Annotated in this window: 18 protein-coding genes; 15 read left to right on the top strand and 3 right to left on the bottom strand. The window is 67.3% G+C overall.

Features of this window, described 5'->3' with window-relative positions; all coding sequences use genetic code 11:
- The first annotated feature begins 280 nt into the window (after nt 1–280).
- The 5 genes from Q7V15_RS07640 to Q7V15_RS07620 all read left to right on the top strand — a co-directional run bounded on the left by Q7V15_RS07640 (nt 281) and on the right by Q7V15_RS07620 (nt 8,455).
- Nucleotides 281–1,375, top strand: coding sequence for a sensor histidine kinase (locus Q7V15_RS07640; protein WP_304754862.1), 1,095 nt, complete (start codon nt 281–283; stop codon nt 1,373–1,375).
- Nucleotides 1,376–1,490: 115 nt separating this feature from the next.
- Nucleotides 1,491–3,788 (top strand): ATP-binding protein, encoded by a 2,298-nt coding sequence (locus Q7V15_RS07635; RefSeq protein WP_304754861.1) that lies wholly within the window; start codon nt 1,491–1,493, stop codon nt 3,786–3,788.
- A 115-nt stretch (nt 3,789–3,903) separates the two neighbouring features.
- Nucleotides 3,904–5,187, top strand: a complete 1,284-nt coding sequence (locus Q7V15_RS07630; RefSeq protein ID WP_304754859.1) for a dicarboxylate/amino acid:cation symporter — start codon at nt 3,904–3,906, stop codon at nt 5,185–5,187.
- Between the two features lie 40 nt (nt 5,188–5,227).
- The gene (locus Q7V15_RS07625) at nt 5,228–6,019 is read left to right on the top strand and encodes a DUF1295 domain-containing protein (protein ID WP_304754858.1); all 792 of its coding nucleotides are present in this window, start codon (nt 5,228–5,230) and stop codon (nt 6,017–6,019) included.
- Nucleotides 6,020–6,091: 72 nt separating this feature from the next.
- Nucleotides 6,092–8,455, top strand: coding sequence for a penicillin acylase family protein (locus Q7V15_RS07620; protein WP_304754857.1), 2,364 nt, complete (start codon nt 6,092–6,094; stop codon nt 8,453–8,455).
- Nucleotides 8,456–8,462: 7 nt separating this feature from the next.
- Here Q7V15_RS07620 and Q7V15_RS07615 read toward each other — a convergent pair whose 3' ends face one another.
- Nucleotides 8,463–9,917 (bottom strand): NAD-dependent succinate-semialdehyde dehydrogenase, encoded by a 1,455-nt coding sequence (locus Q7V15_RS07615; protein ID WP_304754855.1) that lies wholly within the window; start codon nt 9,915–9,917, stop codon nt 8,463–8,465.
- Nucleotides 9,914–11,107: an isopenicillin N synthase family oxygenase gene (locus Q7V15_RS07610; RefSeq protein ID WP_304754854.1), complete on the bottom strand. Its 1,194-nt coding sequence runs from the start codon at nt 11,105–11,107 to the stop codon at nt 9,914–9,916. The genes Q7V15_RS07615 and Q7V15_RS07610 overlap by 4 nt, the downstream gene beginning before the upstream one ends.
- 280 nt (nt 11,108–11,387) lie before the next feature.
- Between Q7V15_RS07610 and Q7V15_RS07605 the strand changes: the two genes are divergently transcribed.
- The 9 genes from Q7V15_RS07605 (at nt 11,388) to Q7V15_RS07565 (ending at nt 22,158) form a co-directional block, all read left to right on the top strand.
- Nucleotides 11,388–12,503, top strand: a complete 1,116-nt coding sequence (locus Q7V15_RS07605; protein ID WP_304754853.1) for an extracellular solute-binding protein — start codon at nt 11,388–11,390, stop codon at nt 12,501–12,503.
- A 9-nt stretch (nt 12,504–12,512) separates the two neighbouring features.
- The gene (locus Q7V15_RS07600; RefSeq protein WP_304754852.1) at nt 12,513–13,562 is read left to right on the top strand and encodes an ABC transporter ATP-binding protein; all 1,050 of its coding nucleotides are present in this window, start codon (nt 12,513–12,515) and stop codon (nt 13,560–13,562) included.
- Nucleotides 13,559–14,452, top strand: a complete 894-nt coding sequence (locus Q7V15_RS07595; RefSeq protein ID WP_304754851.1) for an ABC transporter permease — start codon at nt 13,559–13,561, stop codon at nt 14,450–14,452. Before Q7V15_RS07600 ends, Q7V15_RS07595 begins: the two co-directional genes overlap by 4 nt.
- A complete protein-coding gene (locus Q7V15_RS07590; RefSeq protein ID WP_304754849.1) occupies nt 14,449–15,261 on the top strand; it encodes an ABC transporter permease in 813 nt (270 codons plus the stop codon). The genes Q7V15_RS07595 and Q7V15_RS07590 overlap by 4 nt, the downstream gene beginning before the upstream one ends.
- Before the next feature lie 3 nt (nt 15,262–15,264).
- The gene (locus tag Q7V15_RS07585; RefSeq protein ID WP_304754848.1) at nt 15,265–16,068 is read left to right on the top strand and encodes a hypothetical protein; all 804 of its coding nucleotides are present in this window, start codon (nt 15,265–15,267) and stop codon (nt 16,066–16,068) included.
- Nucleotides 16,065–16,610: a CopG family ribbon-helix-helix protein gene (locus tag Q7V15_RS07580; RefSeq protein WP_304754847.1), complete on the top strand. Its 546-nt coding sequence runs from the start codon at nt 16,065–16,067 to the stop codon at nt 16,608–16,610. Before Q7V15_RS07585 ends, Q7V15_RS07580 begins: the two co-directional genes overlap by 4 nt.
- A 120-nt stretch (nt 16,611–16,730) precedes the next feature.
- On the top strand, nt 16,731–17,975 hold the full coding sequence (locus Q7V15_RS07575) for a helix-turn-helix domain-containing protein (RefSeq protein ID WP_304754846.1): 1,245 nt from the start codon (nt 16,731–16,733) through the stop codon (nt 17,973–17,975).
- Nucleotides 17,976–18,287: 312 nt separating this feature from the next.
- Nucleotides 18,288–20,501, top strand: a complete 2,214-nt coding sequence (locus Q7V15_RS07570; protein ID WP_304754845.1) for a TonB-dependent receptor — start codon at nt 18,288–18,290, stop codon at nt 20,499–20,501.
- Nucleotides 20,502–20,580: 79 nt separating this feature from the next.
- A complete protein-coding gene (locus Q7V15_RS07565; RefSeq protein ID WP_304754843.1) occupies nt 20,581–22,158 on the top strand; it encodes an alkaline phosphatase in 1,578 nt (525 codons plus the stop codon).
- 59 nt (nt 22,159–22,217) lie between these two features.
- Here Q7V15_RS07565 and Q7V15_RS07560 read toward each other — a convergent pair whose 3' ends face one another.
- Nucleotides 22,218–23,216: an isopenicillin N synthase family oxygenase gene (locus Q7V15_RS07560; RefSeq protein WP_304754841.1), complete on the bottom strand. Its 999-nt coding sequence runs from the start codon at nt 23,214–23,216 to the stop codon at nt 22,218–22,220.
- Nucleotides 23,217–23,502: 286 nt separating this feature from the next.
- On the opposite strand from Q7V15_RS07560, the gene Q7V15_RS07555 reads away from it, so the two are divergent.
- The coding region (locus tag Q7V15_RS07555; RefSeq protein WP_304754839.1) for a putative urea ABC transporter substrate-binding protein at nt 23,503–24,420 on the top strand (918 nt) is incomplete at its 3' end.

The following is a 24,420-nucleotide window of genomic DNA, read 5'->3' as shown; positions in this document are numbered from 1 at the left end:
AAAGGCGCCGCCCCAGTCCCGTCGCTGATGGGGCGTTCCGATTTCCCCCAGAGCCCACATCACCCGCGCCGTCGCCGATGAATCGGCGCGCCCCAAGACCGTCAACATCGCATCCCTCCAGACCTGCGCGGTCAGCCTTGCTGGCGTCATGCGACATGGGCTTGGCGGCGAGGTGGTCCCGGGATCGACAAAGACCCATCCTGTCGGTCCAGGCGAAGGGACTGGACGGAACTCGCAAAGCCTATGACCTTCGCCCTCGCGCCAGGGAGAGGCTTGTAAAATGAACGGGTTATGGGACACGATCGCCTACTTCTTCAATTCCAACGCCCTGAACCCGCACGGCATCTGCCTGATGTGGCGGCCTGAGCTGATCTGGACCCATGCGGTCTCGGATATCCTGATCGGGATCGCCTACTTCTCGATCCCCTTGGCCCTGGGCGTCTTCCTCTGGCATCGGCGGGACGTGAAGTTCAGTTGGGCGATCTGGATGTTCGTCGGCTTCATCATGCTGTGCGGCGTCACCCACTTCATGATGGTCTGGACCCTCTGGAACCCGGACTACGGGATTGAGGCTGTGATCAAGGCCACAACGGCGGCGGTCTCGGTGGTCACCGCCTTCGCCCTGTGGCCCCTGCTGCCCCGGGTCATCGCCCTGCCCTCCCCCACTGAGCTCGAACGCCGCATCGCCGAGCGGGACGCTGCGCTGGCCGAACTGCGGGCGGCCATGGACACCATGGTGGAGATGCGCGAGCACGAGGCGCGCCAGAAGCTGCTGCTGGACGAACTGAACTACCGGGTGAAGAACACGCTCGCCTCAGTTCAGTCGATCGCCATCCAGACGCTCAGCCGCGAGGCCGAGCCCGAGGCGGCCAGGGCTACCTTTGTCGAACGTCTGATGGCCCTGTCTTCAACCCACAACCTGCTGGTCAAGCGCAGCTGGGAGGCCGCCTCCTTTCGGGAGCTCGTCCATGCCAGCCTGGGCCACTACGGTCAGCCCTTCAGCCTGGAGGGGCCGGACCTGACCATGGCGCCCAACGCCGCCGTCAGCCTGGGCATGGCTCTGCACGAGCTGGCCACCAACGCGCTGAAGTACGGCGCCTGGTCCCAGGCGGGCCGGGTGGAGATCACCACTGTGACGGACGAGGCGACAGGCCAGGCCACGATCCAGTGGCGTGAACGGGGCGGCCCGGCGGTGTCGCCCCCGGCAGGGCGGGGATTTGGCTCGCGGCTTCTTGAACAGGGCGTGGCCGGGGAGCTGGGCGGCGAAGTGCGTCTGCACTTCGATGCGGAGGGTCTTGTCTGCCTGATCAGAACCCCCATCGGTCCCGCCCTGCATCCGAGCGACTGGATATTTCCAACCGCCGCCCTGGCCTGACGCCTGAGCGCGGGGCAACTGCGACAAATCGCACCGAAAACCGGGGTCAACCGGGGCGTTAATCAGTCCCTATTGACCAGACGGCTAGGCCATCTGACGGGAGGCCTAGCCGGACATGTACGCCGTTATCAGCTGCCTGCGCGATGAGCACGACTTGCGACTGGTCCTGGTCGCGGCGGCGATCTGCGTCATCTCGGCCTTCGCGGGCTTCAGCGGCTATCATCGCGTCGCCGCCTCTCAGCGCAGCGCCCTGTGGATGCTTGGTCCCGGCGTGGTCGCCGGGATGGGCATCTGGGCCACCCATTTCATGGCCATGCTCGCCTACCAGCCCATGCTCGAGATCAGCTATCGGCTGGACCTCACCCTGGCGTCGATGATTGTTCCGGTCCTGGGGATGACCGGCGCCTTTCTGGTGGTCGGCGCCCGCTCGGCCCCTGGCCTGGCCCTGGCCGGCGGGGTGCTCGCGGGCGGATCCATCGTGCTCATGCACTTCATGGGCATCGCGGCCATGCGCGTTGCGGCCGATCTCACCTGGAACCCTGGCCTGGTGACTGCAGCCTGCGCCATAGGCGGGAGCGGCGCCGCCCTGGCCTTCCTTCTCGACCAGGGGCGAGGCCGCGACCGGCGCGCTGGCCCCATCCTCCTGGTGGTGGCCATCTGCGGTCTGCACTTCTCGGCCATGGGCGCGGTCACTCTGCAACCGAACATGGACCGAGATCTCGGGGAGGCCTTGATCAGCCGTCAGGCCCTGGCCCTCGCCACGGCGGCCGCGGTCCTGATCATTCTGGGCGGCACGGTCGCCATCGGCGTGATCGAGCGCTTCGCTCAAAGGGCGACCTTGAGCGCCCTGGCCGGCGCGTTGAACAGCGCGCCCTCGGCGCTGGCCTTCTTTGACCGCACCCGGCGGCTGACCTTCTGGAACGCGCCCTTTGGGGTCATCCTGGGCCTCTATAGGGTAAGCCTGCGCAATGGCATGTCCCTAACCGCAATGGGGGAAGCGCTTTCGAATTCCGAGGCCATGCGCCATCGCCTGGAGGGCGGCCGGATGACCCGCCGCACCCTTGATGACATCGTCGCCGAGGGCGAGTTCCCAACCCCCGACGGCCGAGTCTTCCGCATCGAGCTCGGCGACACCCCCGATGGCGGCTTCGTGGTGGTGATGCACGACATCACAGCCCAGACCGACGCCGCCAAGGCCCTAAGCCGGGCGCGGGATGCGGCCGAGGCGGCCAGCCGCGCCAAGAGCGAGTTCCTGGCCAATATGAGCCACGAGGTCCGCACACCCCTGAACGGGGTTCTGGGCATGGCCCAGGTCATGGCGCGTCACCCCCTGAGCCCAGAGCAGCACGAGCGCCTGTCGGTGATCTGTGAATCAGGCGCCACCCTTCTCACCCTCCTCGACGATGTGCTCGACATCGCCAAGATCGAGAGCGGCGGACTCGGTCTGGAAGACTGCGACTTCGACCTCGCCGCCCGCCTGCGCTCTGCCTGCGCGCCGGGCGCCCTGGAGGCCGGCCCCAAGGGCGTGGACTTCACCCTTCAGATCGCCCCCGACCTCGCCGGCCTCTGGCGCGGGGATGGGGCGAGACTGGCCCAGATGGTGGGCGCCCTGGTGTCGAACGCGCTGAAGTTCACCGAGAAGGGCGAGGTGCGCGTAACCGCCACGCGACCTGAAGCCGGCGACAATGATGACGGAGGTATCCAGATCACCGTCTGCGACTCCGGCATCGGCATGAGCCCGGACCACCTCAATCGCATTTTCGAGGCCTTCGCCCAGGCTGACAGCTCCAGCACCCGTCGCCATGGCGGGGCGGGGCTCGGGCTGGCCATGGCCTATCATCTGGCCCGCCTCATGGGGGGCGAGCTTTCCGCCGCCAGCGCCCTGGGAGAAGGCTCGACCTTCACCCTGCGCCTCCCCCTGAAGCCCAGCCACACCGATGCGCCGGCCGCCAAGCCCATACTTCCCGATGTCGCTCTGTCCGAGGACCATCCCTTGCGGGTCCTGGCGGCGGAGGACAACGCCAACAATCAGCGGGTGCTTCAAGCCTTGCTCGCCCCATTGGAAGTCGATCTGACCCTGGCCCAGGATGGCGAGGCTGCGGTCGAGGCGTTCTCCGGCGGCGCCTTCGACATCGTGTTGATGGACATCCAGATGCCTCGGATGAACGGGATCGAGGCGGCGCGCGCCATCCGCACCCTTGAGGCCGAACGGGGGTTGGCGCGGACGCCCATCGTCGCGGTCACCGCCAATGTCATGACCCATCAGATTCAGGAATATCTGGCCGCCGGAATGGACGACGCCATTTCGAAGCCACTCCGGGCTGAGACGCTTTACGAGGCGCTGTCAGCGGCGCAAGCCGCCGCCACGCCGTCATCGGCCGAAGGCGAAATGCGATCAGAGGGCGCCGTCTGATCCTGGCGTCAGCCTCCCGCATCAAGAGATTGAACGGCTTTCGTCCATAGGCCGGGTTTCGATGGCGCGTCGTCGCCGCCCCATGACATCCTGCTTCTCCACCCGGAGATTCCCGATGTTCAGATCGCTCAGCGTCCTCGTGCTCGCCGCCCTGGTGGGCGGGCTTGTCCTGGGCGCCGCCATCCATGCGACAGAGTCGCCGGTCCTGACCACCGGCGCCGAGACCTTCGAGGCGGTGGGCGCCCTGTGGCTGAACGCCCTGCGCATGACCATCGTCCCCCTGGTCTTCTCCCTGCTGGTGACCGGCGTCGCCTCGGCGGCGGATGCTGCGGCCACAGGCCGGCTGGCGGCCCGGTCCTTCATGATCTTCGCCGCCGTCCTGGTGGTGGCCGCCCTGTATGGCGCCGGCGCGATGAACGGCCTCCTGGCCCTGTGGCCCATCGATCCGGCCGGCGCCGCGGCTCTGACCAGCGCCGCCCAGGCCGGGGAGGTGGTGGCTACGCCCACAGGCTTCCGCGAGTGGCTGCCAACCCTGGCGCCGGCCAACCCGGTGCGCGCGGCGGCCGAGGACGCCATCCTGCAGATCGTGGTCTTTGGCCTGGTCTTCGGCTTCGCTGTCACCCGCCTGCGCCACGACCTCCGCGCCCCGCTGATCGCCTTTTTCAGGGCCATCTCGGAGACTATGATCATCATCGTGCGCTGGGTGCTGGTGGCCGCGCCGCTCGGGGTGTTCGCCCTGGCCCTGGGCATCGGCCTGCGCACGGGGCTGGATGCGGCCGGCGTCCTGACCCAGTACGTCGTCATGGTCTCTGCGGTGACCATTGGGGTGCTGATCATCCCCTACGCCCTGGTGGCCGTGCTGCGCGGACGCGACCTGGGGCGATTCGCCCGGGCCTGCGCCCCAGTACAGGTCCTGGCCTTCAGCACCCAGAGCTCGCTCGCCTGCCTGCCGGCCATGGTCGAGCGCACCCGCGACGAACTGGGAGCCTCAGCCCGGGTGACCGGCGTGGTCCTGCCGCTGGCCGTGGCGGTGTTCCGTATGACCAGCCCGGTGGCCAATCTGGCCGTGGCCTTCTTCATCGTCCGCCTCTACGGGCTCGAGCCCGGGGGCGGCCAGATCGCGGCCGCCATCGCCGTCTCCCTGGCGGTCAGCGTCGGCGCCGTCGGCCTGCCCGGTCAGATTTCCTTCTTCGCCAGCATGGCGCCCATCTGCCTGGCCCTCGGCGCGCCGCTGGAGATCCTGGCCATCCTGCTGGCGGTCGAGGTCATCCCCGACATCTTCCGCACCGTAGGCAATATCACCGCCGACATGGCCGTGGCCGCCGTGGTTCCCGAGCCCGCAGAGGCGCCTGAGGCCGAAGACCCACGCATCCCTCCGCAGGCTTCCGGCGTAGTCTAGGGCGAGAGGGCGTCGTCGACGCCCGGTGACGGAGACGACCGTGCCCCTCTGGCAACTGCTGGCCCTGAACGCCCTCATCCTCGTCGCCGCCTATGCGGTGCTCTGGGGGATCGCCATCCGCCTGCGGGATGTCAGCTTCATCGACGCCTGGTGGCCGACAGGCATGGCCCTGCTGGCCTGGACCAGCATGGCCCTGTCAGGCGGGTCAGGCCTGCATGGCTGGATTCTCGCGGTGCTCGTCACCGCCTGGGCCCTGCGGCTGGGGCCGCACCTCCTGCGCCGCTGGCGGGCCCATGGCGCGGATCGCCGCTATGAGGAGATGCTGGCGGACGGCAAGGCCCGCGGCTGGAGTTTCGGGTTCTCGGCCCTGGTCTTCGTCTTCGCGCCGCAGATGCCCCTGCAACTGCTGGTCGCCCTCCCCGTCCAGATGGGTCAGGTGGAGACGCCGCTCGGCCTTGGTCCCCTGGCTGTGGCCGGCGCCGCCCTGGCCGTCTTTGGCCTGATCTTCGAGGCCATTGGCGACACTCAACTCGACCGGTTCAAGGCTGACCCGGCCAATAGGGGCAAGGTGCTTGACACCGGCCTGTGGCGCTACACCCGCCACCCCAACTATTTCGGCGACGCTTGCCTGTGGTGGGGGCTCTATCTGGTGGCCGCCGAGACCGGCCTTGGCCTGTGGTCGTTCCTGGGTCCCATCCTGATCACCTTCCTGCTCACCAAGGGCAGCGGTGCGCCGACGGTGGAAAAGGGGATGGAGCATCGCCGCCCCGAATACGCCGGCTATATCCGCCGCACCTCCGGCTTCATCCCCTGGCCGCCGCGCAAGGCCTGAGACGCCCGCATTGCCACGGCCTTCCCCAGCCGCTTAGCTGGCAGGCAAGAACAAGATCAGGGAGCGGCGGCCATGGGACGACGACTGAGACGACGGGCGAGACACGGCCTTCTGGGGCTGGCCTTGGCGGGCCTGGCTGTTTCGGCTGCGGCCGAGCCCGCACGCAGCGCCTATCAGGTGGCGGGGCTTTCGGCGCCGGCCGAGATCCTGATCGACCGCTGGGGGATCTCCCACATCTATGCGGCCAGCGTCCGGGACGCCTTCTTCCTGCAGGGCTACAATGTCGCCCGCGACCGGCTCTGGCAGATCGACCTGTGGCGCAAGCGTGGCCTGGGCCTGCTGGCTGAGGATTTCGGCCCGGACTTCGCCGCCCAGGACCGGGCCTCGCGCCTCTTCCTCTATCGCGGGGATATGGCCGCCGAGTGGGCCGCCTATGGGCCGCAGGCCAGGGGCTATGCCGAGGCCTTCACCGCCGGGATCAACGCCTATGTGGGCGAAATCCAGGCTGGGTCCCGCCCCATGCCAGAGGAATTCCAGGTCACCGGAACCACGCCAGACCTCTGGACGCCGCAGGACGTGGTCCGCATCCGCAGCCATGGCCTGACCCGCAATGCGGCCGCCGAGGTGGAGCGGGCCCGTATCACCTGCGCGGCCGGCCTCGAAGCCAACGCCCTCAACCGCCGGCTGGAGCCCGACCACACACTCAGCATCCCTGAGGGAATGGATCCCTGCGCCATTCCAGCCGAGGTGCTGGGCGACTACCGGCTGGCGACCCAAGGGGTGACGTTCAAGGCTGGCCAGGTAATGGCGCTGGCCGAGGACATTCCCGCCGACGCCATCGGCTCCAACAACTGGACGGTCGCGCCGTCTCGCACCGCGACCGGTCGGCCGATCCTGGCCAACGATCCGCACCGGGCCCACGGCGTCCCCTCCCTGCGCTATATCGTCCATATGGAGGCGCCGGGCTTCTCGGCCATCGGCGCCGGCGAACCGGCCCTGCCCGGCATCTCTATCGGCCATAACGGGACCATCGCCTTTGGGCTGACCATCTTCCCGGCCGACCAGGAAGACCTCTATGTCTATGAGACCGATCCCAGCGACCCGAACCGCTATCGCTATGGCGCGGGTTGGGCGGCCATGGAGGTGGTCACTGAAACTCTGGAGGTCGCTGGCCAGGCGCCGCAGACGGTGGAGCTGAAGTTCACCCGGCACGGTCCCGTGGTCTTCGAGGACCCGGAGGCCCACCGCGCCTATGCGGTGCGCAGCGTCTGGAGCGATCCAGGAACCTCGGCCTATTTCGGCTCGGCCGACTATATGACCGCCCAGAACTGGGGGGAGTTCTCCACCGCCATGGGACGGTTCGGGACGCCCAGCGAAAACCAGGTCTATGCCGACACGGACGGCAATATCGGCTGGATCGCTGCGGGTCGTGTGCCGGTGCGCCAGGGCTGGGACGGTCTGATGCCCGTGCCCGGGGACGGCCGCTATGAGTGGCAAGGCTTCATGGACGCCGCCGACCTGCCCAGCCGCTACAATCCCGAGCAGGGCTGGCTGGCCACCGCCAACCAGTTCAACCTGCCGGATACCTATCCCGCCGACCGCGTGATCAGCTTCGAGTGGTCGAACCCCTCGCGAATGACCCGCATCGCCGAGGTCCTGGACGCTGACGCCTCGGTCACCCTGGCCGACGCCATGGCCCTGCAGACCGACCCCACCAATGTCACCGCCGCCGAGCTGATCCCGCTGTTGGTCGATATCAAGGCGCCGGAGCCGCGGCTGGCCCAGGCCATCGCCCTGTTGCAGGCCTGGGATGGCCGGACCGAGGCCGACAGCGCCGCCGCCGCCCTCTATGAGGTCTGGCTCCTCAAGCACCTGGGTCAGGCGACGGTTCGGGCCGCCGCGCCAGTCGCGGCCCAGGCCCTAATCGGTGGGGGCGACCAACCCGCGATCAGCGCCTATCTGGCCGCCGCCAGCCCCGCCGAGCGCGGACCCATCCTCTCCGGCAGCCTCACCGCGGCCCTGGACGAGGTCAGCCAGAAGCTCGGGCCCGACCCTGCCGCCTGGACCTGGGGTGATCTGCATCAGGCCCGCTTCGAGCATGCGCTCGCACCCTTGCTGCCTGCGGACGCCGCCGAGAGGCTGGCGGTCGGACCCGCCCCCATGGCCGGGACCATGCTGAGTCCGCTGGCGGCCAGCTGGCGGGCCAGCGATTATCGCGTGGTGTCCGGCGCCTCGTTCCGCATGGTCCTGGATGTGGGCGCCTGGGACAACAGCATGGCGATCAACACGCCCGGCCAGTCCGGCGACCCGGCCAGTCCGCACTATCGCGACCTCTTTCCCCTGTGGGCGAATGGCGAGTATGTTCCGCTGCTCTACAGCCGCCCGGCCATCGAGGCGGCGACGGCGACGGTGATGACCCTGACGCCGGCGCCCTAACCCGCGGCTAGAGCGGCAGGTGGGCGATGACCTTCGGCGTCAGATAGGCCTCAATGCCCTCCATGCCGCCCTCGCGGCCATAACCGCTCTCCTTGACGCCGCCGAAGGGCGCCTCGGGGCCGCCGACGGCGAAGGTGTTGAGGCCGACCATGCCGGCCTCCAGGCTGCGGCCAAGCCAGGCGGCGGTCTCCTGCGACCGGGTGAAGGCGTAGGCGGCCAGGCCATAGGCGGTGCCGTTGGCCCGGGCCATCGCCTCCTCCCGGTCGGTGAAGGGGGCCAGGATGGCGATGGGGCCGAAGGGCTCCTCCTGCAGAATGGCGGCGGTTTCGGGCACATCGGTCAGCACCGTGGGCTGATAGAAGTAGCCACGGTTCCCCAGCCGTTCGCCGCCGGTGCGTAGCTGGGCGCCAGCCTCGAGCGCGCCGGTCACGGCGGCCTCCACCGCCGCCAGCCGGCGGTCGTGGGCCAGCGGCCCCATCTCGGTGCGCGGGTCCAGCCCGTCGCCCACCACCAGCTTCTCTGCGCCGGCGACGAAGGCCTCCACCACCTGGTCGAAAACCTGCGCCTCCACATAGAAGCGGGTCGGCGAGATGCAGACCTGACCGGCGTTACGGAACTTGCCCTGCACCAGGGCCTGGGCGACCTCGATGGGGTCCATGTCGGCGAAGACCATCACTGGAGCGTGACCGCCGAGCTCCATGGTGCAGGGCTTCATGTGCCGGGCGGCCTGCTCGGCCAGCAGCTTGCCCACGGGCACGGAGCCGGTGAAGGACACCTTGCGGATGATCGGCGAGGCGATCAGGTGGGCGGAAATCTCGGCCGGTCGGCCAAACACCAGATTGAGCACGCCGGCTGGAAGGCCCGCATCGGCCAGGGCCTGGGCGAGCGCGACACAGCCGCCCGGCGCATCCTCCGGACCTTTCAGGATCATCGAGCAGCCGGCCGCCAGCGCGCTGCCGATCTTGCCCGCCGCCTGGGAGGCCGGAAAGTTCCACGGGGTGAAGGCCGCGACAGGTCCGACCGGATGGCGGGTCACCGTCCACATCAGGCCCGGCTGGTTGGCCGGGATCACCCGGCCATAGGCCCGGCGGCCTTCCTCAGCGGCCCATTCGAAGTGGCGCGCGCAGCCCTCGATCTCCATCCGGGCCTGGCTGAGCGGCTTGCCCTGTTCGCGGGTCAGGTCGCGGGCGATGGGCTCCAGGCGCTGGCGGATCAGCGCCGCCGCGCCCCGCAAGACTTCTGACCGTTGCAGCGGAGTCGTCTGGCGCCAGGCCGCGAAGCCGACCTGGGCCGCGGCCAAGGCCTCATCCAGGTCAGCGGCGGTGGCCACCGCATGTCGGCTGACGACGCTCTCGTCGGCAGGATTCAGCACCTCCAGCCATTCGCCAGCGCCGCCGGCCCGCCAGGTTCCGCCGATGAAAAGCGGTCGATCGCAGACCTTGGTGTCAGCCGCGACGCTCAACGGGCCGGCGCCTTGGCCTTGGCTTCAGCCGCGGCCTGGGCGGTCTTCTCGGCCTGGTATTCATTCACCGCCTTGCGCTTGAACGGGTTCTCCTTGTGGATCGGGAAATCGATCTTCAGCTCGCCGCGGACGATCTTCTTGCGCAGATGCTTGGCGCCGTGGACGCTGAAGCCGGCCAGATGGTCGCCGGCCACGATGCGGGTGTAGCGCGAGGGATTATCCGCCGACACGAACTGCGGCAGCGGCTCGACCACCACGTCGTAGTCGACAGCGAAGAACAGCGGCATGGAGAAGCGTTCCTTGCCGGTGTTCACCACCCGGTGCTGGGTGGCCTTGAACCGCCCATTGGTCCAGCCCTCCAGCAGGTCGCCGATATTGACGATGAAGGCGCCCTCGATCGGCGGCGCGGCGACCCATTCGTCGGCGGCGTTCATCACCTGCAGGCCCGGGCCGCCGGTGTGCAGGATGGTGAAGCACTCGAAGTCCGAATGCGCCCCGATGCCCAGATGATCGTTGTCCATGGGCCGGTCATTGGGCGGATAATGCAGCAGCCGCAGCTGCGACGGCGTCTTCTTCGTCCGCTCCCGGAAGAATTCCGGATCAAGGTCGAGCCGCAGGGCGAAGGCCTCGAACAGCCGGTCCCCCACCTGACGCACGGCCTCGTAATAGGCCATCACCTCTTCGCGGAAGCCCGGGATCCAGTCGGGCCACTGGTTGGGCACCAGCATCAGATTGCCGGCCTTGAAGTCGGGGTCCTCGTCGTCGATCTCGATGGCCAAGTCGAAGGCCGCATGCAGGCGCGGCTTGGTCAGATAGTCGTTGTCAGGGCTGGGCTCGACCAGCCGGTAGAGTTCTGGATCGCCGTCATCGTCCTCGTCCGAGATCGGCACCCAGCCGCGCGTACCGGGCGAGTTGCGGATGTGCACCTGGCGCCGCAACTCCCGCGGCGAATAGTGGAACTGCCGGGACAGCTCATAGGTGCGGTCGATCAGCGCCTGGGGCACCCCGTGGTTTTTGATGTAGAAAAAGCCCACCGTCTCGCAGGCCCGGCCGATTTCGGCCACGGTCGCCGCCTTGGCCCCCGGGTCATCGCCGACCAGGGCGCCGATGTCGATCACGGGGATTTCGGAGAAGGCGAGCAGCTTGGCTCCCATCTCGCCGACGGCTTGAGGCTGATCGCCGGTGCTCATCTGAAGGCTCCATGGCAGAGCGCGCAGACTTCGGCGTCTGCGCCGCCGATCGAACCTTGTCGAAGAATTCGCAGCGGCGCGCGGGGCCTGCGGCCGAACTGGCGATATTCTCGCTCAGTAATACGAATTGCGCAATTCGTAGTCGAGACGATCGAAGCCGGCGCCCATCGTCCAAGCATTTCCCATCGGCTTACGATCGGGTCGCGCCATCGCTTGCCACGGCCGAGGCAGACGTATCGGCTCAAACCGACCCGAAGGGGCGGCCAGTACGGAGGCGACCATGAGCGCAATGGATCGACGAGGCGGAAAAACGCCCAGTAGCCAGGGACTTATCGGGCGACGGGGGCTGCTCCTGGGGGCCGGCGCGGCGGCCCTGGCGCTGGCGGCGGGATGCTCGGCGCCCGGCGGCGGCGTGGGTCGAAGCCTCCGGGTCTCATCCTATGGCGGTAACTTCGAGAAGGCCCTGCGCGAGCACATCTATCCCCTGTTCACCGAGGCGACCGGCATCCGGGTGGAGTCCATGCCCCAGCCCGCCGGCCTGCAATTCCTGCTGCAACTGATCGAGGCCAACAAGGCCGGCCAGACCCCTATGGACCTGTGCATCAGCGCCCCGGTGGATGTGATGCGCGGTAACGCCGCCGGCCTCTGGCGGACCTATGACACCGCCCGTATCCCCAACCTCGCCAACCTGCCAGAGGCGTATGTGACACGGGGGCCCGAAGGCGTGGCGGCGGTGGGCGCCGTGGGCTGGTTCTTCACCATGGTCACCAATCCGCAGGCCATCAGCCCGACCCCCACCAGCTGGACCGAGCTCTGGGCGCCGGGACGCCGCAACGCCTGGGGTCTGGCCGGCACAGGGGCTGGACCGATGTTCGAGGTCACGGCCGCCACCTATTTCGATGGTCCGGAGACGCTGAACACGGAGGCGGGCATTCGCGCCTGCGTCGCCAGGATGGCCGGCCTGAAGCCCAACACCCGCCTGTGGTGGGAGAGCGAAGGGACGATGCAGACCGCGCTGGAGAACGGCGAGGTCCAGGGCGGGGTCTATTTCGCCGATGTCGCCGAGACCCTGATTCAGAGCGGCGCGAACCTGGAGGTGGTGTTCCCCAGGGAGGGGCCGGTGATCGACTTCGGCAGCTGGTGCCAGCCCTCGGCCTCGACCAAGACCGAGGAGGCCCATGAGTTCATCGACTTCATGCTGACCCCGCAGGCGCAGAACCTGATCGCCTCGCGGATGAACGCCCCGCCCCTGATCCGCGCTGACCTGCTCACCCTGGACGGGGCGGTGCGGGCCAAGGTGACCAGCCCGACCACCCCCATCGCCACCAATCTGGAGGCCCGACGGCTGCACATGGACCTGATGGTCCAGGAATTCAGCCAGATGCTGGCGAGCTAGGGAGCGGCGATGTTCGGGCTGGAGCTGCGCGACCTCACCAAGGCCTATGGCGACCATCTGGCCGCCGACCATGTGAGCCTCTCCATCCCGCACGGAGAGTTCGTCTGCTTTCTGGGGCCGTCGGGCTGCGGCAAGACCACGGTCCTGCGGATGATCGCGGGGCTTGAGACCCCCACCTCCGGCGCCATCCTGCTGAACGGCAAGGACATCACCCATCAAGCGGCCAGCGGGCGTCAGTTCGGGATGGTCTTCCAGTCGCTCGCCCTGTTTCCCCACCTGAATGTCGGCGAGAACATCGCGTTCGCCCTGCGCCTGCGCGGGGTTGACGCCGGCCGGCGCAAGGAACGAGTGGCCGAACTTCTCGAGCTGGTCCGCCTGCCTGGCCTGCAGACCCGCGCCATCAGCCAGCTGTCCGGCGGGCAGCGCCAGCGAGTGGCCATCGCCCGGGCGCTGGCCCAGGAACCGCCGGTCTTCCTGCTGGACGAACCCTTCTCGGCCCTGGACGCCAAGCTGCGTGAGGAGATGCAGAACGAGCTGCGCGCCCTGCAGCAGCGGCTGAAGATCACCACCATCCTGGTCACTCACGACCAGCGCGAGGCCATGACCATGGCCGACACCATCGTGGTGATGGGCGAGGGCAAGATCCAGCAGCACGGCCCGCCGGTCTCCATCTACAAGCGCCCGGCAAACCGCTTCGTCGCCGACTTCATCGGGGCCAGCAACCTGCTGCCGGTGCAGATCCTGGATGGGCAGACGGTGACCTACGGCGCCACGCCTCTGCGGGTCGGCGCTACCTGCGGCGTCGGCGGGGCGGCCGCCACCCTGGCCATCCGGCCGGAGGATGTGGTGATCACGCGAACAGCTGGCGGCGGCGGCAACGAAGTCGCCGGGACCCTCAGCCAGGTGCGCGACATGGGGGCCTATGTGGAGTTCCGCGTGGCCTGCGAGGGCCTGGACATTCTTGGCGTCGCCTCGCCGCGGGACTGGATCGGGGCGAGTCTGGGAGACCACGCCCATGTGCGCCTGCCCGCCGAGAGTTGCCAGGTCCTGGCCAGATGAGCACAGCCGAACCCAGCCTCGCCGCGGCGTCCGTTGATCAGCCGGCCAAGCCTCGCTGGATGCTCGCCGGCCTGCTGACCGGGCCGGCCCTCTACATTCTGATCATGGCCATCGTGCCGGCCTTCCTCATGGTGCAGCTCAGCCTGGCGCATCGGGAGGTTGGCGGCCTGTGGTCTCCCGGATTTGAACTGACCCAGTACCGACAGCTGGCCACGCCGCTGTTCGCCCGGATCATGGGCTTTTCGCTGTTGCTGGCCCTGACCGGGGCCGTGATCTGCGTCAGCCTGGCCTTTCCGGCCGCCTATTTCATCACCCGCATGCGCCGCCGCGCCCAGGTGGCCTGGCTGGTCTTCCTGCTGGGATCGCTGTCGCTCTCCGAAGTGCTGATCGTCTTCGCCTTCCAGGTGCTCCTGTCCACCAGCGGGACCCTGGCCGGCGCCCTGGCCGCGGTGGGCCTGCTGGCGCCGGGCGGCGCGCTCTATCCCAACTTTCCGGCTGTCCTGACCTGCCTAGTCTATCTGCTGTTGCCCTATGTGATCCTGTTCTTCTATCCGGCCCTGTCGCAGCTGGATCCCGAGGTGGAGCAGGCCGCGACCACCATGGGCGCCTCGCGACTCTCGACCTTCACCCGCGTCGTCCTGCCGATGATGCGAGGTCAGATCCTGACCGGCGTCCTGCTGGTGGTGATCTTCACCTTCGGCGCCTACCTGACGCCGCTGGTGCTGGGCCGACCGCCCCAGTGGACCATCGCCATCCACATCAACAACGCCGCCATGGGGGCCGGAAACCTGCCGCTCGCTGCGGCCTACGCGGTGGCTGTGGTGGTCTTCATGGTGGCGCTGCTGGTCCTGACGCGGCTCCTGTCGCGCCGCCGGGAGGCCGCGGCATGAACCTGGATCCCGGAATGATCCTGCGCAGGGGTTTTCTGGGCCTCGTCGCCCTGTTCCTGGCCGCGCCGCTGATCGTGGTGCTGTCGGTCTCGTTTAACGCCACCCGGAGGATGAGCTTCCCGCCCACCGAGTTCAGCCTTCGCTGGTACGGCGAATTCTTCGGCGATTACGCCTGGATGGCCTCTCTGGAGCGGTCCCTGACCATTGCGGGGCTGGCGGCCCTAGTCTCGGTCATGGTCGCCCTGCCGATCACCTATGCCATCTGGCGCTATCAGGCCAAGGCCGCAGCCGTCCTGGCGGGGATCGGCGGCGCCCTGTTCCTGATCCCCGGCGTGGTCGCAGCCTTGATGCTCTCGGCCTTCTGGGGCGTCACCGGCCATGTGGGTCGGCTTGAGAATGTGGTGCTCAGCCACGCCATCGTCCTGCTGGGCATTCCCTTGTCGCTGCTGATGGTCGGCTTCCGCACCATCGACCAGGCGCAGGTGGAGGCCGCCTACACCATGGGAGCCCGGGATTCCGACGCCTTCCGCATGGTCGTGCGGCCGGCCATGACGCCCTATATCCTCTGCGCATTCATTTTCGTCTTTGTGCTGAGCATTAACGAGTATCTGATCGCCTATATGGTTGCGGGCTTCACGGTCCAGACCCTGCCGATCAAGATCTTCGCCAGTATGCGGCAGGGCTATGAGCCCACCATGTGCGTGGCCGCGGTGATCTTCATGGTGATGGGCTTCTCAGCCTTCACCCTGATGTCCAAGGTCGCCGACCTGCCCCGCCTAATGGGCCGCACCCGCCCGCTGGAGGACTGACCCATGAGCGCCAAGGTCCCGCCCGAAGTCACCGGCGTCTGGCGGCGCGAGCAGATCACCGCGCCGGGGGGCTATCTGGACGCCACCACCCGGGTCTTCTGGGTTCAGGCCGACAGCTGGTACGGCGATATCCGGCTGAAGATCGACATCCCCCGCAAAGCCGGGGCCACCAGCTTCGCCGACTTCAGCGACGCCGAACTGATCGAGCTGGCCAAGGCCCAGGGCTTCGCCGGTCAGCTCACCGTCACCCCCGAGATGTGCGCCTGGCGCCGGGATCTCGACTATCAGCCGCCAGGGCCCATGCCCGATGAGGGGACCTGGAAAATCGACGGCGATGTCCTGATCGAGGGCGGCATCCATGCCGAGTACGAGGAGATCTGGCGGCTGGAACCGCAGAGCCAGGGCCTGCGCGCCGCCTTCCGACGACAGGACGGTCAGGGGCTCCTGGTCCTGGCGGGCGACCACTTTCTGAGCATCGAAGGCCGGGCGACGCCCCTGCCGCCAGGCGAGTCCCTGCCGGCCCTGGTGGAGGCCGCCCTGGCTGCGGGCGATCGGGACGCCGCCGGCGCCCTGCTGGACATGCCCATCTGTTATGGCCGTATCGGCGAGGGCTGGACGGTCGTCCATTCCACCCTGCCCTGGCGTGAGGGACGGCCCCTGTGGGCGGCCCCGCCGCAGTTCTCCCCCGGACCCGGAGCCTTTGTGGATGGCGAGGGCGGGACCTGGACCCTGCTGGAGGTCCACGATCCAGAGGGGCGGCTGCCGGACCTCTTCACCCTGGCCTTGGGCGCTGGAACCTCGCTATGAAGGTCGCCCACCCCGCCCGCCAGGTCCGTCTCGTGCCCCCAGAGCCCTCTTCCGCCACCTCAGGCCCGACGCCGCAGCTGGCCCGTATCGGCGTCAGCCTGCCCGGCGCCCTGCTGGCGCAGGTGGACCAGATGGTCGCCGAACGCGGCCTGCCCGGACGCTCCCAGCTGATCGCCGAACTGATCCGGCACGAGGTGGCTGAGGTGGACCGCGACAGCGGCGAGGCCGTCCGCGCGGGCACCATCACCCTGATCTACCGGGCCGACAGCGGCCGGGTGCGCCACGCCCTGGCCCGGGTCCAGACCGAGTTCGTGAAGGAGGTCATCTCCTCGCAGCATGTGTTCCTGGAGGATGACCAGTCCCTGGAGGTTCTGCTGGTCCAGGGCTCGGGCGAGCGCCTGCAGCAGCTTTGTGATCGCCTGCGGGGGGTCCGCGCGGTCCAGCAGCTGAAACTGGTGACCACGACCTCGCTCCTGCCGCCGCTTCACGCCCATGGGGGCAGTGACGCCGCCGAACCGTTGGCGCGCCGGGCCGCCCGGTAGGCGTCGCCCTTGGCCCCGGGGCTCACCCCTTGCCCGACTAGGCAAACAAGGCTCGACTGGACTGGTCCAGACCGGAAACGCAGCCCAGGCGGGGCGCGGTGACAGGGTCCGGACCCCTGCATGATGACCACAAAGACGCACAGTTCCGAAGCCGCCCGTATCGTCGCAGCCGCCATGTCCCGCGTCGCCGAGGTGGGGCTCGACGGCCTGACCATGCGCGATCTTGCCCGCGCGGTGGGCAAGAGCACCACGGTGATCGTGAACCAGTTCGGAACCAAACAAGGCCTGCTGGAGGCCCTGGCCCAATCCGCCTACGAACTCGACGCCGCCTATCATCACGCCCTGGTCGCCCGGGCCAGCCGCCTGACCCTTGGCCGCGACGCCTTGGTCGCCTTGGCCTCACAATATCTGCGCGAGCGCGCCCAGGCTTCCGCCAGCTTCGTTCGGGTTTGGGAAAATCTGCTGGTCATGTCGCACAAGGGCCCGGCCCTACGCGACCTGATGGGGCGGTGGGAGGCCATGCGTCGGCAGGCCTGGAGGGCGCTTGTGGCGCAGACTTCAGGGTCGAGCGCCTATGGCGAGGCCGTCTGCGCCTATCTGACCCTTGAGCAGTTCTATGCCGGCGCCCTGGTGGGGCGCCTGGACTATGAGACCATCGCCGCCGAGGGCCTGGGCGGCCTGTTCGACCGGGCCTGCGGGCGCCCTGATGAGCCGGCCTCGGCCACCGAGAGCTTCATCGACCAGTTGGTCATCCCCAGGGCGCCTGCGGACGGACTGGACCCCTGCTCCATGAAGTTCAGACTGTTGGACCTCGCCGCCGATCAGATGCTCGCTGACGGCGTGGACGCCGTCACCAACCGATCCGTCAGCCATGCGGTCGGAACCTCAACCTCGACCATCGCCTATCACTGGCCTGACATGGATCGCTTTGTCATGGATGCGATCTGGCACGCTGTTTTCCGGGAAATGCCCGAATTCCTTGACCACCGCCAACCCGCCGCCGGGGGCGCGCCAGATGTTCAGGAGTGGGGGGAGCGGATGGCGCGGACGCTCGCCCTCGATGGCCCGCCAGGAACGGGGTTCTATGTCAAATACGCCAAGCTGATCGCCCAGGTTTGCCTCAGGGCGCGACGCGACCCCGCCTTCGCTGAACTGGCCATGATCCTCCGCGGACCCGAGGGGGGCGGCACCTATATAAACCACGCAGAACTCTGGCCTGCGCAATTCGATCTCACGCGCCGCGCCGCCACCCGGTTCGCCCTCTGGATCAAGGGTGTGGCCATCCTGGCGGCAGCCACTGGGGATGCGCCGTCCGCCGCCCGCATTATGGACGCCGCCGCGCTTCTGGTGCGAGAACGTCGTTAATCGAACATGCGTTCTGATTTGGGTCGCACAACCCTCCAGAATGGCCGGCATAAATTCTTCAAACAGGCGTCACAAAACCACAATGCTCTGTCTGTAGGGCAGCGCTTGTATCGAACAGGCGTTTTTCTTTGGGGGTTTTTGTCGGCAGCAGGCGTCTCCCCGCGTCTGAGCCCGACATCCTTACCCCCCGATACAGCGACGCCAGTTTGATACCCGCCCTCAGGTGAGGGCACAGCCGTTTGCTCGGCGCTCAACCCAACACTTCGGCCCGCGCGAGAGGGGTGCTCGCCCGCGCCGCCCGATGGATGACACATGAACCGTCTTCTTCTCGGCGCCTCGAGCGCCGCCATAGCCCTCGCCGCTGCGCTCCCCGCCTTCGCCCAGACCGCCGCGGAGACTGAGGCCACCACTGTCAGGGACATTGTCGTCACCGCCCAACGGCGAGAACAGGCCAGCCAGGACATTGGCCTGGCCCTTAGTGTCATCGGCGGCGAGTCGTTGGACGAAAGGGGCGTCACGGTCATCAACGACATCGAGAACATCGTGCCAAACATGGAGGTGGACAGCCAATTCGGCGGCGGTCAGCCTCAATTTCGCATCCGCGGCATCGGCGCCCGGGAGTACAGCAGCAACAACGCCTCGACCGTCGGCATCTATGTCGATGAAGTCGCCCACCCCTATACGATCACCACTCAGGGCGCGATGTTCGACATTGCGCGGATCGAGGTGCTCCGGGGCCCGCAGGGGACCCTTTATGGCCGCAACACCACCGGCGGCGCGGTCAACATCATCACCCACGCCCCTACCATCGACACCCGGGCAGGGTTCACCGCCGAGTATGGCTCCTACGATCAGGTCAAGGTCGAGGGCTATGTGTCGGGGCAGATCGCGCCCAACCTTCTGGGGCGCCTGGCCGCCATCACCGAACAGGGCGGCGCCTGGCAGTACCACCGCGACACCGGCGAGGAACTTGGCGACAAGGATAAGGCCGCCCTGCGCGGTCGCCTGACCTGGATCGCCACAGACGATCTCACCGTCGATCTGGCCGCCACCTACCAGGTGGACAAGTCCGACGGCCTGGGCTTCCGCCTGCGCGGCCCCTACACAGTCTTCGACGGCAGCATCACCTATCCCACCGACACGGCCACGCGCATCACGGGTTGGGAGCTGTCTCCCGAAATGGCGGCGGTTTCCGGGCGCGCCCTTGGCTCCAAGCCGGGCCGGGACAATGAGGGTCTGGATCTGAACGTCCAGGTCCACGCAAACCTGGGCTGGGCCCAGCTGAACTCAATCACCTCCTATCAGGCGTTTGAGCGCTCCGAATACAACGACTGGGACGGCACGCGCTTCAACGAGTCCGACGTCTACTTCTATAACGACATCAACGCCTTTTCGCAGGAGCTGCGCCTGTCTTCAGACTATGGGGACAGGCTCAATTGGATGATCGGCGCCTACTATGCCGTCGAAACCAATGACGGCGGCTTCTACACCCAGTTCCGGGGCGCCAACCGCGTGCTGATCAACACGCCCTACCAGCAGTCCGTGGAGGCGTTCGGCGTTTTTACCCACAATAGCTACCAGATCACTGAGCGCCTGAACCTGATCGCCGGCCTGCGCTATGAGAACGAAACCCGGACTCTGACCACTTCGGGCACCCGGCGGATCAACCTGCCAGAAAGCCCGACCCTCACCTATGACACCGACCTCTCGGAGGTCACCGGTAAGCTGGGCCTGGAATACGACCTCAACGACAACGCGCTCCTCTATGCCAGCGTGTCCCGCGGCGTGAAGTCGGGCGGCTTCACCACCTATAACGCCACCTCCGCGACCCCCTTCCGGCCCGAAGTGGTCATCGCCTATGAGGTGGGCGTGAAGTCGGACCTGTTTGAAAACCGCCTGCGGCTGAATGGGGCCCTGTTCTTCTACGACTACGAAAACCAGCAGGTCCAAGGTTTGGAATACGACCGGGACGCCGGCCGCCTTGGCAAGATCACCAATGTGCCGAAGTCCGAGATCTACGGGGGTGAAATCGAGCTGGTCTGGACGCCGATCCGGGGCCTGACGATTTCGCAGAACTATGGCCACAAGGAAGGCGAATACACCGAGTATTTCGCCATCGACGGCGCGGCGACCGACGCGGCCAACCCGCCCAACGGTCCCTGGACCAACATCATCGCCAATGACCGCTCGGGCGAGCCGCTGCAATTCCCGAAATTCAACTATGGCGGCGCAGTGTCTTACGACTGGGAGATGGGCGGTCTTAGCCTTCGCGCCGAGACCAACTATGTCCAGCGGGACTCCATCTACAATGCGGCCTCCAGTTCGGTGCTGGAAGGCTATTGGCTGTGGAATGCGAGTGTCAGCGCCGGACCTGTGGACGCCAACTGGCGCGCCACCCTGTGGTCGCGGAACCTCTTTGACACCTACTACGAAGAAACGCGGAACGGGTTCAACGGCTCGGCCCGCCCGACCACGTCTCCCAAACAGGGGCGGACGGTGGGCGTGCGCCTGACCATGGACTTCTGAGGCGAACCAAAGGTCCGCAGAACAAGGGGGTGGTCCAGCGTCACCCCCTTGCGCCGTCCGTCCGAACAAAGAGCGCCCCATGTCCCGCCTCGAAAGCCGACTGCACCGCCGAAGCCTGTTGAGCGGCCTTGTCGCCGCCCCGATGGTCCTGAGGTTTGGGCGCGCCCAGGCCAGCGGCGCCTATCTCTTTCCCCTCGGCGTGGCCAGCGGCGATCCCGCCCCGGACGGCTTCGTGCTCTGGACCCGGCTGGCGGCCGATCCCCTGTCGCCCGACGGCCTGGGCGGCCTGGCTGAGCCCATTTCGGTCCAGTGGGACGTCGCCACCGACGACAGCTTTCGCAGCATCGTCGCCTCGGGGCGGGCCGTCGCAGAAGTGTCCACCGCCCATAGCCTCCACATCGAGGTCACCGGCCTGAGACCTGGTCGTCCCTATTGGTACCGCTTTTTCGCCCTCGGGCAGGCGAGCCCGGTCGGCCAGACGCTGACGACCCCGGCCCCCAACGCTTCTCCGGCGGCTCTGAAGATCGTGGCGGCCTCCTGTTCCAACTGGGAGTCCGGCTATTTCAGCGCCTATGGCCACATGGCCGATGAAGCGCCCGACCTGTCGCTGTTTCTTGGCGACTACATCTATGAGTATTCCCGTGGGCCTGAGCGCGCTCAGGACGTGGTGCGGCCCTATGGGCTGGAGGAAGCCACCACCCTTGCGGGCTACCGCAATCGCTACGCCCTGCATCGCACCGACGCCAACCTGCAACGCCTGCATGCCACAGCCCCCTGCCTGGCGATCTGGGACGATCACGAGATTCATGACGACTATTCCGGGGTCTGGTCGAAGACCCCCGGCGTCAGTCCGGCCGATTTCCTGCGCCGTCGGGCCGCCGGCTACCAGGCCTTCTACGAAGCCATGCCGATCCGTCGCACGCGCCTGGACGGCCGCCTGGAAACGCCCATTCATCGGCGGGTGCGCTACGGCCAACTGGCCGAGTTCTATCTGCTCGACGGTCGCCAGCATCGGTCGCGGCAGGCCTGCAGCGACGGCGAGGGCGGCGGAAAGGGCAGGATCGCCACGGACGCCGTCTGTTTCGACCGAACCGACCCATCACGCACCTTCCTCGGCTTCGATCAGGAGCGCTGGCTCTATGACGGCCTGGCCCGCGCCGACGCCCGGTGGACGATCCTTGGACAGAACCTCGTCATGGCCGGGCTCAGATTTGGTGATGGCGGACCCGAGACCCGCTATTGGACCGATACCTGGGACGGGTTTCCCGCCGCCCGTGATCGCCTGACTCAGGCCCTGGACGTCCTGAAGCCCAACAATCCCGTGGTCCTCAGCGGCGACTACCACTCCTTCTGGACCGCCGACGTCAAGCTCGACAGTCGCAACCCTGCCGGTCGCACCGTGGCGACGGAGTTTGTCGGCACCTCGATCACCTCCACGGGTCCCAGCTACGAGGGGCTCATGTCGGCGATGCCGAACAACCCGCACATCAAGTTCTTCGACAGTCGGGTCCGCGGCTACATGTCCATCGACATCACCCCGCGGCTGATGACCACCCGCTACCAGCGCATCAGCGATGTCCGCGACCCGTCGGCCACGCTCTCGACCCTCAACAGCTGGGTGGTCGAAGACGGCCGCCCTGGCGCCCAGCCGGCCTGACCACCCGCCGGCTGAAACCTGCATGCGAAGTCAACTTGCCCGGCCGGCGACCTCACCGCCTAACGGTGACGGCCGAAGCTGGGCTGGTGCTCCGGCAGGACCAGTTCGCCCCGGGCTCGCCGGGCCTTCAGATAGGCGAAGGTCCGCGCGGTCTGTGCGAACAGATGCTCGCCTGAGATCAGCCGCCCATAGCGCGCCGGGCGCTCGGCGGTGACCAGCCGGGGATCGGGCTCGACCACCGTGTCGAAGTCGCAGGTGGCGAAAAAGGGGAAGCTGTAGCGCTCCTCGGCGACCTTGCGCACCCGGTGGCTGGTGGCGGTGAAGGTTCCATTGGTCCACGCCTCCAGCATGTCGCCAATATTGATCACGAAGCAGCCGGGCCGCGGTGGAGCGTCGATCCACTGGCCCGCCCCATTGAGCACTTCCAGTCCCGGCGCCGTGCCCCGCAGGATGGTGAAGAACTCATAATCGGTGTGGGCGCCGATCCCCTCCTGATCTTCGGCCGTGGGATCATAGGGATAGTGGATCATCCGAAGTTGGCTTGGCGGCCGCTGACGGTGGGGCTGGAAATGATCCTCAGGCAGATCCAGCGCCAGGGCGAAGCCGCGGAAGAGCCGCTGGGCAAGGTCTGAAACCGCCGCATAATAGGCGCTGGCCGCTGCGCGGAAGTCCGGCAGGTCCGGCCAGAGGTTGGCGCCCAGCATCGGCGCCTCGGCGCCCGCGCCGGGCAGGTCGAGATTGAGATCATAGGCCTCCTTGCGGTCGATGGTCCCGCCGGGGAACACCTCCTCGCCCTCCGGCACATAGCCGCTGTGGTTTTCCGATCGGCCGATATAGCTGGCCATCTTCTGGTTCATCGGCAGGGCGAAGAAGGTCTTGGCTGCGGCGAGAACCTCTTCGAAGAGCGCCTCATCCAGCCCATGGCCGGAAACATAGAGGAAGCCGACCTCCCGGGCGGCCTCCCCCATCTGGGCGGCGACGGCGCGCCGCACGGCCAACTCGGTCGAGCCCAGGCCGGCGATGTCGATCACCGGAATCCTGTCGAAGTCCGCGTTCACATCTGGTCTCCACACCCGCGCAATGATTACGATTTCTGGATTTCGTAATAACCGCGTCAGGACAAGCCCTGTCGAGCGCCCGGCCGTGGCGCTGTGCAGGAATTAGGCGCGCTGGGCGTTCGGCGCCTGGAATCCGAGCGTCGTTCGCCGCGGCTTTTCTCCCCGCGGCAAGGCCATTGGATTATTACGAATTCTTCTGAATGTAATACTCACGGGGACGCGCCAAGGCGGCGTGGCCACGGATGGAAGGGGAATCCGCATGAAGTGGGTCAACGGATTACGCGCCTTGGCGATTGCTGCGACAAGCAGCCTCGTGCTGGCGGCTTGTGGACAGAACGCCTCGGAAACGGCCAAGGGCCCGGACGCGGTCCAAGAGTACGCCATCGGCTGGACCATCTATGCCGGCTGGATGCCATGGCCCTATGCCGAGCAGGCCGGCATCGTGAAGAAGTGGTCGGACAAGTACGGGGTGAACATCAAGCTCGTTCAGGTGAACGACTATGTGGAATCCCTGAACCAGTTCACCGCCGGCACCCTGGACGGGGTGACCTCCACCAATATGGACGCCCTGACCATCCCCGCCGCCGCCGGCAAGGACACCACCGTGGTGATCGTCGGCGACTATTCCAACGGCAATGACGGCATCATCCTGAAGAACGGACGCAGCTTGGGCGACATCAAGGGCCGCTCGGTCAACTTGGTGGAGAACTCGGTCTCGCACTATCTGCTGGCCCGGGGGCTGGAGAGCGCGGGCCTGGCCATGACCGATGTCTCGGTGGTCAACACGTCCGACGCTGACATGGTCGCCGCCTTCACCGCCCCTCAGACCACAGCCGTCGTGCCCTGGAACCCGCAGCTGGCTGAGATCAAGAAGCAGCCCGGCGCGGTGGAAGTGTTCAACTCCACCCAGATCCCCGGCGAGATCCTCGACATGATGATCGTCTCCACAGAGGTCCTGGCCGCCAACCCGAACCTCGGCAAGGCCCTGGCCGGCATCTGGTATGAGACCATGGCCCTGATGAGCGCCGACACCCCTGAGGGCCAGGCCGCCCGCGAAGCCATGGCGCAAATTTCCGGCACCGACCTCGCCGGATATGAGGGTCAGCTCGCGACCACCTTCATGTACTACACGCCCCAGGACGCCCTGGCGGCGATGCTGAGCGAAGACATGGTCGCGGCCAATGACAAGGTCCGTCAGTTCAGC

It is taken from the genome of Phenylobacterium sp. (assembly GCF_030651755.1).
In the GTDB taxonomy this organism is placed as follows: domain Bacteria; phylum Pseudomonadota; class Alphaproteobacteria; order Caulobacterales; family Caulobacteraceae; genus Phenylobacterium.
The sequence above is the reverse complement of the archived record's forward strand: the minus strand, read 5'-3'. Positions and strand labels throughout refer to the sequence as shown.